Origin of the sequence: Pontiella sp., from assembly GCF_041622395.1 — a bacterium.
Lineage (GTDB): Bacteria > Verrucomicrobiota > Kiritimatiellia > Kiritimatiellales > Pontiellaceae > Pontiella.
On the sequence record NZ_JBFJYW010000120.1, the window covers coordinates 1 to 10,403 of the forward strand.

Consider the following 10,403-nt stretch of genomic DNA (forward strand, 5'->3'; position numbering starts at 1 on the left):
CAAGTGTGCGCGTTCCGCCCGCAGGGGCGGACCGGGATCAATGGCGGTCGAGTCCGGCGATTGCTGGGGCGGAACGGTTGGGCTCAAATTCGTTTCCGGATTTTGGGATAAAAGAATAAATCGAGGGATAGGGCTTCCCTCGGGAGAAAAACCCAAGCAAGGTGCGGCATGGGTTTTTTATATGAACAGCTGGATTTCCAGCGCACGCCGATCGGCGATCTAATGTTGCGGAGGCGGCGGATGCCGCTGTTCGGCGACACCGACATCTATGAAGTGAAGCTGGGCGAGGATTTTCTTATGACCAGCCTGTTCCACGAAGCGGAGTCGCAGTTATCCATTCTGGGACTGGCCGCAGTGGAACGGGATGATCTGGACGTGGTCGTCGGCGGATTGGGACTGGGCTACACCGCCGTCGAAGCCTTGAAGGATCCTCGGGTGGCCTCGCTCACGGTCGTCGACTTTCTCCAGCCCGTGATCGGCTGGCACCAATCGGAACTGGTCCCGCTGGGGAAAACGCTGAACGAGGATCCGCGTTGCCGATTGATGCAGGCCGACTTTTTCGCGCTCATGCGCCATGCGCCGGAACGGCAGCTCGATGCTATTTTGCTGGATATCGACCACACGCCCACCAACGTGCTGCACCAATCCAACACCCATTTCTACACGGAGGAAGGGTTGGCGGAGATGGCGCGGCACCTGAAACCCGGCGGCGTGTTCGCCATGTGGGCGGATGGCAGGCCCGAAGCGTTTTTCACGCAACGCCTTGACCGCGTTTTCCGCTCCGCCGAGTCGCACGTCATCGAATTCGACAACCCGATCACCGAGGGCACCTCCGTCGGCGCGGTCTACGTTGCACGGATATAGCAAAAAAGGAATTGCCTTTACCCTGCGATTCCCCGATATTCCTGCGCTTTCCGACATTCGGAAACGGGGCGTAGCGCAGTCTGGTAGCGCGGTTGCTTTGGGAGCAATAGGTCGGGAGTTCGAATCTCTCCGCCCCGACCATCTTTAAAGCAAGCGAGACCGAGCGGAGCGACCTGCACGCATCAGGCGGCGCGGATGGAGGCTCAGCTCCTTATGGCCTCTTGACGAGACGTTTAGCCAGGATGATTATTCGGTGCGACGAAGTGCTGGATGAGGCTGCCGATATCCGCTGCGCGAAGCCGGTTTAGTAGAACACCTTCCACAGAAAGAGGCCGTGGGGCTGGGCGGTCTGCACTTTGGCGGTGCGCTTTCCGTGCGCGAAGATGTCGTGGATGATTTCGGGCTCGCGGCGACCCTTGCCGATTTCGATCAGGATTCCCGCAAGGCCGCGGACCATCTTGTAGAGGAAGCCGTTGCCCTGCACCTCCAGCGTAATGTCGGCGCCATGCTTGCGGACGTAGAACGAATGAATCGTGCGGACGGTGTCCTTGATCGGTACCCGGCGATTGGCGGCAAAGGGGGCGAAGTCGTGCTCCCCCACCAGCAGTTCGGCGGCGGCTCGCATGCGTTCGACATCCAGCGGACGCCCCTCCTGCAGGCGGTAGAGCCGCTTGGTCGGCGGGACATTCAGGCCGTTGTAGATAAAATAGCGGTATTCCTTCCCGACAGCGCTGAAGCGCGCATGGAAATCGTCCGACACCCGCTCGAAAGAGGTCACGCGGATGTCGCGGTCGAGCTGGGCATTGAGGCCGCGCATGAAATATTTGGCGTCCACCGCCTTCGGCAGATCGAAGTGGGCCACCTGCGCGCGGGCGTGCACCCCGGCATCGGTCCGGCCCGACGACTCGACGCGCACATGCTTCTGCGAGGTCATCTCCGCCAAAAACCGCTCCAACTCCCCCTGCACCGTTCGGTGTCGAGGCTGAACCTGCCAGCCCGAATAGTTCGTGCCATCGTAGGAAACCTTGATTTTATACCGCGTAGACATCCGGGGAATGTCGAACATCGAATCCGGAATGTCCATTTCCGAAAGGCAACTTTTTTCAGCCATCGGCCACGCATCTGTTCACGATCGTGAACAGATGCGTTCCGTTGCTGAGGCGAAAGCGGAGTTTGGGGTTGCAGGAGAAACGGAAGCCCCGATAGTGTGGTTCGCATGAAACCATGCGCCGCCATTTTCGCTTTGACACTCCTCGTTTCGACGGGCTTGGCGGACGGGTTCTACGTGTGGCAGCAGCAGTGGTCGAGCAACGTGGTCGCGGCCGTCGTCTCGGAACCCGCGACAACGCTCTATCCCTTGGCGACGGTCGTTCCGGCCAGTGGCGCGAGCCAACCGATCGCGGTTCCGTGGGATACGTTGCGGGCAACGGATCATCGCGTGGTTCCGGTCGTACGGGTGCCGCTGAAGGCGTTCGGGCGGAACGATCTCCTGGACGAGCTGGTCCGCCTGGCGCGGGAACTCGACGACTTCGACGAAATCCAGCTGGACCTCGACTGCCCCGAAAGCCGACTGGGGGAATATGCGGCGCTGACCGCCGCGTTCCGGCAGCAAGTCCCGGACAAAAAGCTATCCATCACCGCCCTGCCCTCGCATTTGGTCAACCTCGCGTTTCAGCGTTTGGCCCAAACAACGGACTACTATGTCTTGCAGTTGCACGGGCTCGATGTGCCGGGCCACATTGGGGATCGGACCGAACTCATGAACCGGCGGACGGCGGAGCGGGCGGTCGAACGAGCGGAGACGATGGGGCATCCCTACCGCATCGCCCTGCCCTGCTATGCCTACGAGCTCAACTTCGACCCCGATTCCGGCACGTTTCTATTCCTGACCGCCGAGCGCCCGGCGCGCCGGCAACCAACCGTCAAAAAACGGAGCTGCGCGCAACCCGCGGACCTGCTTCACCTGTGCAACACCGACCGCGAAATCATCTGGTTCCGCCTGCCCGTCGAAGGCGACCGCCTTTGCTGGCCACGGGAGACGCTGGCGGAGATTCAGGCGGGCCGCGTCCCGGAAAACGAAATCGGGCTCGGCGTAAAACCGATTAGCGGCGAGACGCTGGAGCTGATCCTGCAAAACGGGAACGTCATCCACACCCACGCCGTCGAACTTGCGTTGCGCTGGGCCGAACCGCGCGGCGCGTACGATCTTTACGACGGCGTTGCCGAATCCGACCGCATCCCGGGCCGGCTCCCCGCCGCCCTGTCGATCGACCTCCCTCCGCCCGGCCAATCGAAAACGATCGGCTGGTTTGCAACCCCGCAACCTCCAACCACCACCCTGAAACTGAAATGAAACCCCTCCTCGCCATTCTCCTCTTCATCGCCGCGGATGCGTTCGCGTGCGGCCCCTGGTTCCCTTCGAGCTATCTGTCGGACCTCGACTCCCACTTCATCGAAAACATCAACGTGTCGAAGGAGCTCGAGTTGATCGCCATCGAATATGGTCTGATCGAAAACGACGCCCACCCCAAAGGATGGAGCACCACGATCGAGGCCGAGCGCGCCGATTTCAGCGAAAAGGCCACCCGCATGGGCGGGGTGGACCTGACCGGCGATTACCAAACCTTCGCCAAGGCCGTTCGCGCCGGCGACACTAACGCGATTGCCCCCTCCGTGCCGGAACATCTCGGCGAGTTCGTCCTCTATCTGGAAGGCATGCGGGAATTCATGGCGGACGCAAACGTCGTCCGGCCCCAGGCGTGGGACGCGCTGCTTGCACTGGATGTTTCAAACCGGCTCTACCGCACGCCATGGGTCCATTACATGCTGGGCAATCTCGCCGGAAGCCATGGACATCTTGACGATGCGTCGAAGCACTACGAAGCATGCCGCGCAACCGCGCACGCGATGCAAACCGATCAGGCGCTCGGTCTCGCGCATGCCTCGTTCAAACGCGATTATCTCTGCCAGACCAACCTCACCCGGCGAATCGAGCGGGGCATCGCGGCGGTGGGCTACTACAACCTCGCCTGGGATCGAGACCGCGAAAAATTCTGCATGGAGCATCTGCAGCTCGATTTCCGGCAGGCGGCGAAAGACGGCCTGGAAAACCCGGGCATGGCGGTTCTTGAGGCAATGGCGCTGTTCAACGTCGGCAAGCAATCGTTCATCCGCGAGCTGGCCGCGATTCCCGAACTCAAAATCACGCCGCGACTCGCGTGGTTCATGTACAAAAACGGCGAAACCGAAAAAGCCGAAGCCTATCTCGAACATTGCGCGGCGGACGACATCCTCGCGAACTGGTTGCGCTACCGCATCGCCCAGCGCGCGGGCCGGACGGACGCCGCGATCGCCCATCTCAGGAAATGGCTGCACCGGCTGACGCAAAGCGACCGCCTGGTCTACCAGCTCGGATACGACACCGAGGTGAGTCCGAAATCCGCGGTGCATGGTTCCATGGGCACGCTGCTGGCCTCCCAAGGCCAGATGATGGATGCGCTGGATTCGTTCGTACGCGCGGGCGCCTATCTCGACGCGGCGCTGATTGCGGAGCGCTACGTTGAAACGGACGAGCTGAAGCGCTACGTCGATGCGCTCGAATGCCGGGTGCCCTACCACCGGCTCGCGGAATTCGACGAGGAGCAGGTTCGCACCGAAACATGGACCGGCGTCGTTGAACTGCGCCTCTCGTGGTTGCTGGCCCGCCGCCTTTTCCGCGAGGGGCGGGCTGAGGATGCCCGGCCCTATTATCCGCCGGAGATCGCGGACCTCCTGAACCACTTCCTTGCCGCGAAAAAAACCGCCGCCAACATTTGGGCGAACCGCGAAACGCGGGCGGCCAACCTCTATCACGCGGCGCGGATCATGCGGTGGAAGGGCATGGAGCTGTGCGGAACCGAACTCTACCCCGATCAAACGGTGGTGTCGGGCAACTTCCCGTGGAGCGGCGTGAGCAACGAATCCGCCATCGGACCAACCGAGAATCCGCCCATCTACGCAGCAACCGCCCCCATACCCAACGTCCGCTTCCACTACAGAAACATCGCGGCGGAACTCGCCGGCGAGGCGGCGCGGCTCTCCTGGAACCCCCACCGAAAGGCGATGATGCGCTGGAGCGCGGGCATGTGGATCATGAACCGCCACCCCGTGGAGGCCGACGTCCATTACAAAAAACTCGCGAAGATCCGGTTCCAACCGCTGGCCAAGGCGGCGGACCAAAAAAGATGGTTCCCCGAATCGACGCCGCTGATGGATTATGTCCACCGCTCCGAAGACTACATCGAACCGAAACTGATCGCCAAAGCCGCGCGGGAATACGGGAAGTAGGTGCCTCCGTCACGCATCTGCTCACGATCGTGAGCAGATGCGTTCCGCACCGATCAGGCTGTCTCGACGGCGATCCAGTCGAGGAAGGCGGGGTTGCCGTCGGCGATGGGGAGGCAGACGATACAGGGGACGACGTAGGAGTGGAGCTCTTTCACGCGGTCGATGAGCGCGGCCTTGCGGGCTTCGGTGGTTTTGAGGACGAGGGCGGTTTCGGCGTCTTCGCACAGCTTGCCTTCCCAGCGATAGACGGATTGGATGTCGGCGAAAATGTTGGCGCAGGCGGCAAGGCGTTCCTCCACCACGGTTTGGGCGATGGTCTTGGCCTCGGCGGCGTCTTTCGCGGTTACATAAACGACATAGCTGTTCATGGGTTCCAGGGTTTCAGGGTTTCCGGGTTCCAGGGTTTCAGGGTTTCAGGGTTCCAGGGTTTCGGGGTTTCAGGGTTTCAGGGTTTCAGGGTTTCAGGGATGATCTGTCTCTTAAACCGTTCAACCCCTGCAACTCTTTAACCCTATGCATTTCGCCATTTGCCTTCGACGCCGAGGAAGAGCCTGTCGGCTTCGGGGGCGCCCCATGCGTTGGGGGGATAGGCGCAGGGCTTGAGCGCTGCAAGATTGTCGAGAATGGGCTGGACGACCTTCCACTCGGCTTCGACTTCGTCGGAGCGGGTGAAGAGGGTCGAGTCGCCGTGGAGGGTGTCGAGCAAGAGGCGTTCGTAGGCCTCGGGCAGCGACTTGTTCCAGGTGCCGGAATAGGAAAAGTCCATCTTGACGTCCTCGACCACGAAGCGCATGCCGGGCCGCTTGGTGCCGACCTTGAGGAAGATGCCTTCGTTGGGCTGGATCTGGAAGATGAGGGTGTTGGGTTTGATGCGGGCGATGTCGCAGACGTCGTCCTCGCACTCGACCTGTTGGAAGAGCTGGAGCGGCGGCACCTTGAACTGAACGGCGACCTCCGTGGTTTTCTTGGCCATGCGCTTGCCCGTGCGGACCAGAATGGGTACCCCGGCCCAGCGCCAGTTGTTGATGGAGAGGCGCATGGCGGCGAACGATTCGGTGTCGGAGTGCGGATCGATGCGCTCCTCCGAGAGATAGCCCTTGACCGGCTTTCCCTGGGCATCGACGCCCGCGGCATACTGCCCGCGGCAGACGGCATCGGAAATCTCTTGGCGGACATCGAGCCGCATGGCGTTGAGCACCTTGACCTTTTCGTTGCGGATCGAATCGGCGGAGAGGTCGCCGGGCGCCTCCATCGTGACGAGACAGAGCAGCTGGAGCAGGTGGTTGGTCACCATGTCGCGCAGCGCGCCGTATTCATCGTAGTAGCCGCCGCGCCCCTTTTCCATGCCGACGGTCTCGGCGGCGGTGATTTGGATATGGTCGACGTAGGAGCGGTTGAAGACGGGCTCGAAGATGGCGTTGGCGAAGCGGAACGAAAGGATGTTCTGAACGGTCTCTTTTCCGAGGTAGTGGTCGATGCGGTAGATCTGCGATTCGTCGAGATGCCGCAGCAATTCGCCGTTGAGGGCCCGGGCGCTCGCGAGATCGCGCCCGAAGGGTTTTTCGATGACCACGCGCGACCACTGCGCGCCGCCCGGCGCGACGACCAACCGCGACTGCTTGAGGAACCGCACGGCGGTTTCGAACAGGCTGGGTATGATGGAAAGGTAGAAGAGCCGGTTTTCGGGATAGGTTTCGACGTCCTCGAACTTTTTCCGCAAATCCTCGTAGGCGCCAATCGTGGAAATGTCGCCCTTGTGGTAGCGGATGTGCCGCACGAAGTCGGCAACGGTCCGGTCGTCCGCGGGCAAGCGCGAGAATTCCTTGACCGAGTCGGCCAGCATGCCGCGGAAGATTTCGTCGTCGTAGTCGCGGCGCGCAAAGCCGACGATGGTGAAGCGTTCGGGCAGCAGGCCCTGCGCATAGGCGATGTATAGCGCGGGGATGAGTTTGCGGTGGGTCAGATCGCCGGACGCGCCGAAGATGACGATGGTGACCGGGTCGTTGACGCGGCTCTCCGTGATATTTCCTGGTTGGGGCATGGCCAAAACTCCTGGTTGAGTTCAAGGACACTACACGGAACCCGACGGCTTTTCAACGCTTGCGATGGTCTCGGTTTCCCGCTACCTTCTTGCCCACCTACCCATGAAGATTCTCGTCCGCTATTTGTTCATGAACCTGCTGATGCCGCTGCTCTACTTGCTGCTGGCGTTTTCGTTGCTGTTTATCATCGGCGACCTGATGGACAACGCCGACGAGTTTTTCTCGACCAAGGCCTCGCCGGCGATGATGCTGCACTACTACAGCCTCCAGTTGCCGTCGATGGTGATCTTCATCGTGCCGATCTGCCTGTTGCTGGCCACGCTCTACAGCCTTTCGATGCTGACGCGCCACTCCGAGATCACCGCGATGCGCGCGAGCGGCGTGAGCATCTTCCGCATCGTGCGCCCCTACATGCTGATGGGTTTCCTCTGTTTTCTGCTGACCGCACTGGTGAACGAATTCACGGGGCCGAAATATGCCTACCGCGCCCACCAGCTGCTGGAAAGCCAGAAAAAATCCTCGGAGGAGGTCTACTACGCCAAGATCCCCTACGAAAACCCGACCGACGGGCACACGTGGTATATCGAGAAGTTCGACACGCGCACCTTCACGATGGAAGGCGTTACGCTGAGGAAACGGCGGGAGGACGGCTCCGATCTCTACAAAATCACCGCGCGCAAGGGCCGCTGGCTGGATGGCCGCTGGTGGTTCGAGAACGGCACCGTCCAACGCTACGACCGGCAAAACAACCTGATCCAACGCTTCGACGCGGACGGCAACTCGCTGGGCTCTTCCGAACCCTTCCACACCCGCGAAATGCGCGACGTCAACGAGATCCCCGAGGATTTCCTGGGCGAGGCCAAAAGCGCCGAGCACCAGTCCTCGCTCGAACTCTGGAACTATATCCAGAGCCACCAGTTCCTGTCGCCCGAGACCCTCGTCAAATACGAAACCGACTTCCACCACAAGCTGACCATGCCGTTCATCTGCATCATCGCCACCCTCATCGGCATCCCGGTCGGCGCGCACACCGGGCGCAAAGGGGCCTTCGCCGGCATCATGTTGGCGATTGCGATGTTCTTCGGATTCTACGGCTCGCAGTTTGTGCTGGAATACCTCGCCAAGCAGATGATCGTTTTGCCTTGGGCCGCCGCATGGGGCCCGGTCATCGCCTTTTATTTCATCGGAAGCGCCATGATCTACCGTATGCGTTAACATGAACATTCGCGAAGCCACCCCCGACGATTTCGACGCGCTCTGGCCGATCATCCAGTCGGTTGCCGCCGCCGGCGAAACCTACCCCTACCCGCGCGACCTCGCGAAGGAGGAGGGCAAGCGGCTGTGGATGGAACTCCCGCAAAAAACCTTTTTGGCCGAAGAAGACGGCCGGGTTCTCGGCACCTACTACATCAAACCCAATACCGGAGGCGGCGGCAGCCACGTCTGCAACTGCGGCTACATGGTTGCGACCGAGGCGCGCAGACGCGGCGTCGCCACCGCCCTGTGCGAGCACTCGCAGCAGACCGCCCGCGCGCTCGGCTACAAAGCGATGCAGTTCAATCTGGTCATTTCAACCAACGAAGTCGCCGTCCGGCTCTGGACCAAACTCGGGTTCGCAACCGTCGGCCGCCTGCCCCGGGCGTTCGCCCACCCCCGGCTGGGCTATGTCGATGCGTTGGTAAAGTTCAAGTGGCTGGCGGACGAATGAATGTCGCCGACCTCTACCTGAAACTATTCCTGCTGGTCGTGCTGCCGCTCCTTTGCGGCATGGCGTTTTCCAAGAAGCCGTGGAGCGGCGCGGTCTCCTCGCGTCTGTTCGCGCTGGCGCTCTACGCGTTCCAAACCTCGGTTGCGTTTCTGGCGGTGTGGAATGCCCGACTGGTCAACAACGCATGGGCCCTGCCCTTCATCGCACTGGCCGGATGGTTCCTGAGCATGGCCATCGGACTGGCGGCACAGCCGTTCATGCGGCACGACCAACCGCAACGCGGCGCCTTTCTGTTCACGCTCTGTCTTTCCAACCACGGCTACACCCTGCTCGACATCGTGGCGCTGGTCGTCTTCGGCGAAGCGGGACTGGCGCAGGCCACCTACACGCAGTTGCTGATTATTCCGTTCCTCATCCTGGTGTGTTTTCCCGTGGCCCGCCATTTCGGCGGCGGATTGCAGCCGGGAACGGTTGGTCAACTGCTGAAACAAAATCTGGTCGACAAACGGAATCTGCCGCTGGTTGCCATGCTGGCGGGGCTCGTTCTGAATGCTTCCGGCATCCCGCGCCCGGCGGTATTCGGGGACGTGGTCCACATTGCGGTCTATCTCGGCACACTGGTCAGCGGCGTTGCCGTCGGCCTGCTTTTCAAGGCGTCGCATGTGCTGGCCTACAAGAAGGAAAACCTGTTTTCCATCGTGTACCGATCGACCCTCTATCCCCTCTTCTTCTTCGGCGCGGCGCGACTGTTCAACCTCAACCCACTCGACACCGTCATTCTGGTCCTGTTCGGCATCGTGCCCTCGGCCATCTTTTCCAACCTGATCGCCGACCTCTTCCACCTCGACAAAAACCTCGCCAACTCCGTCTACCTCCTAAGCACAACCCTTTTCCTCATCGTCGTGTTGCCGGTCTACCTGCTTGCGGTTGCAACAACCATGGTGCTCAGCTAAACGGTTCCGGCTTCCCATGCGCGGTGCCCTCTGCTACCGTCCGGTCGTTCGACGACACCCCAGCGCAGCACGGCATGAAAACGAGACATCACATGAAGAAGCCCATCTACATCCTGCCGGTTGCCGCCGCGCTCGGGATCGGACTCGGCTATCGGATTATACGCGCTCCGGGACCGCAGCCCGATCGCGAACAAGCCGAACCGCCTGTCGCGGTCGTAGAGCCGATGGAAGCGGAGATCCCCGCAGAACCTCCTCCCCCCGAGCCCGCCCCCAAAACCAATCGGATCGTAGTCGTCGAAGTTGGCCCCGAAGTCGTAGAACCACCCGCCCCCGAGCCTGCGCCACGGATGCAAACGGCCAACGAGCGCCATTGGCGGCAAATGGCAACGAACTTCGAACAGCAGCAGCAACGGCTCCGCCGCGAAAAGAACCAAAACCGTCGGGCCCAGCTCATCAACCAGATCGCCCGCCATGTCCGCATCGACACCCTCGCCGCCATCGAATGGGCCC

At 61.3% G+C, this 10,403-nt stretch carries 10 protein-coding genes and 1 tRNA gene; 7 read left to right on the plus strand and 4 right to left on the minus strand.

Going from position 1 to position 10,403, the window contains the following annotated elements:
* Positions 1–168: 168 nt before the first annotated feature.
* Positions 169–864 (plus strand): spermidine synthase, encoded by a 696-nt coding sequence (locus ABYO54_RS08510; RefSeq protein WP_372807824.1) that lies wholly within the window; start codon positions 169–171, stop codon positions 862–864.
* 64 nt (positions 865–928) lie between these two features.
* Positions 929–1,005, plus strand: a tRNA-Pro gene (locus ABYO54_RS08515).
* Between the two features lie 163 nt (positions 1,006–1,168).
* Here ABYO54_RS08515 and truA read toward each other — a convergent pair.
* Positions 1,169–1,975, minus strand: coding sequence for a tRNA pseudouridine(38-40) synthase TruA (gene truA / locus ABYO54_RS08520; protein ID WP_372807825.1), 807 nt, complete (start codon positions 1,973–1,975; stop codon positions 1,169–1,171).
* 105 nt (positions 1,976–2,080) lie between these two features.
* On the opposite strand from truA, the gene ABYO54_RS08525 reads away from it, so the two are divergent.
* Both ABYO54_RS08525 and ABYO54_RS08530 read left to right on the plus strand, forming a co-directional pair.
* Entirely contained in the window at positions 2,081–3,217 is a 1,137-nt protein-coding gene (locus ABYO54_RS08525) for a DUF3142 domain-containing protein (protein ID WP_372807826.1), read from the plus strand.
* Complete coding sequence (locus tag ABYO54_RS08530; RefSeq protein WP_372807827.1) at positions 3,214–5,190, plus strand: hypothetical protein; 1,977 nt, start codon at positions 3,214–3,216, stop codon at positions 5,188–5,190. Before ABYO54_RS08525 ends, ABYO54_RS08530 begins: the two co-directional genes overlap by 4 nt.
* Before the next feature lie 53 nt (positions 5,191–5,243).
* Here ABYO54_RS08530 and cutA read toward each other — a convergent pair whose 3' ends face one another.
* Positions 5,244–5,558 carry a divalent-cation tolerance protein CutA gene (cutA, locus tag ABYO54_RS08535; RefSeq protein WP_372807828.1) on the minus strand — a complete coding sequence of 105 codons (315 nt, stop codon included), beginning with the start codon at positions 5,556–5,558 and terminating at the stop codon, positions 5,244–5,246.
* Positions 5,559–5,701: 143 nt separating this feature from the next.
* Positions 5,702–7,231, minus strand: a complete 1,530-nt coding sequence (gene zwf / locus ABYO54_RS08540; RefSeq protein ID WP_372807829.1) for a glucose-6-phosphate dehydrogenase — start codon at positions 7,229–7,231, stop codon at positions 5,702–5,704.
* 103 nt (positions 7,232–7,334) lie between these two features.
* Here zwf and ABYO54_RS08545 point away from each other — a divergent pair, with 103 nt between their 5' ends.
* Genes ABYO54_RS08545 through ABYO54_RS08555 form a run of 3 tightly spaced genes read left to right on the plus strand, consistent with a single transcriptional unit; the run spans position 7,335 to position 9,893 of the window.
* On the plus strand, positions 7,335–8,447 hold the full coding sequence (locus tag ABYO54_RS08545) for an LptF/LptG family permease (RefSeq protein ID WP_372807830.1): 1,113 nt from the start codon (positions 7,335–7,337) through the stop codon (positions 8,445–8,447).
* Between the two features lies 1 nt (position 8,448).
* Complete coding sequence (locus ABYO54_RS08550; protein WP_372807831.1) at positions 8,449–8,940, plus strand: N-acetyltransferase family protein; 492 nt, start codon at positions 8,449–8,451, stop codon at positions 8,938–8,940.
* Positions 8,937–9,893 carry an AEC family transporter gene (locus tag ABYO54_RS08555; RefSeq protein WP_372807832.1) on the plus strand — a complete coding sequence of 319 codons (957 nt, stop codon included), beginning with the start codon at positions 8,937–8,939 and terminating at the stop codon, positions 9,891–9,893. The genes ABYO54_RS08550 and ABYO54_RS08555 overlap by 4 nt, the downstream gene beginning before the upstream one ends.
* Here ABYO54_RS08555 and ABYO54_RS08560 read toward each other — a convergent pair.
* Positions 9,890–10,403, minus strand: a 514-nt coding sequence (locus ABYO54_RS08560; RefSeq protein WP_372807833.1) for a hypothetical protein, incomplete at its 5' end; no start/stop codon positions are given. The two genes, ABYO54_RS08555 and ABYO54_RS08560, sit on opposite strands and share 4 nt — an antisense overlap.

What these genes read in the sequence shown, in the direction of transcription:
- ABYO54_RS08510 (WP_372807824.1), top strand. Translation starts at nt 169, where the DNA reads ATGGGTTTTTTATATGAACAGCTGGATTTCCAGCGCACGCCGATCGGC.
- zwf (WP_372807829.1), bottom strand. Translation starts at nt 7,231, where the DNA reads ATGCCCCAACCAGGAAATATCACGGAGAGCCGCGTCAACGACCCGGTC.
- truA (WP_372807825.1), bottom strand. Translation starts at nt 1,975, where the DNA reads ATGGCTGAAAAAAGTTGCCTTTCGGAAATGGACATTCCGGATTCGATG.
- ABYO54_RS08525 (WP_372807826.1), top strand. Translation starts at nt 2,081, where the DNA reads ATGAAACCATGCGCCGCCATTTTCGCTTTGACACTCCTCGTTTCGACG.
- ABYO54_RS08550 (WP_372807831.1), top strand. Translation starts at nt 8,449, where the DNA reads ATGAACATTCGCGAAGCCACCCCCGACGATTTCGACGCGCTCTGGCCG.
- ABYO54_RS08555 (WP_372807832.1), top strand. Translation starts at nt 8,937, where the DNA reads ATGAATGTCGCCGACCTCTACCTGAAACTATTCCTGCTGGTCGTGCTG.
- ABYO54_RS08530 (WP_372807827.1), top strand. Translation starts at nt 3,214, where the DNA reads ATGAAACCCCTCCTCGCCATTCTCCTCTTCATCGCCGCGGATGCGTTC.
- cutA (WP_372807828.1), bottom strand. Translation starts at nt 5,558, where the DNA reads ATGAACAGCTATGTCGTTTATGTAACCGCGAAAGACGCCGCCGAGGCC.
- ABYO54_RS08545 (WP_372807830.1), top strand. Translation starts at nt 7,335, where the DNA reads ATGAAGATTCTCGTCCGCTATTTGTTCATGAACCTGCTGATGCCGCTG.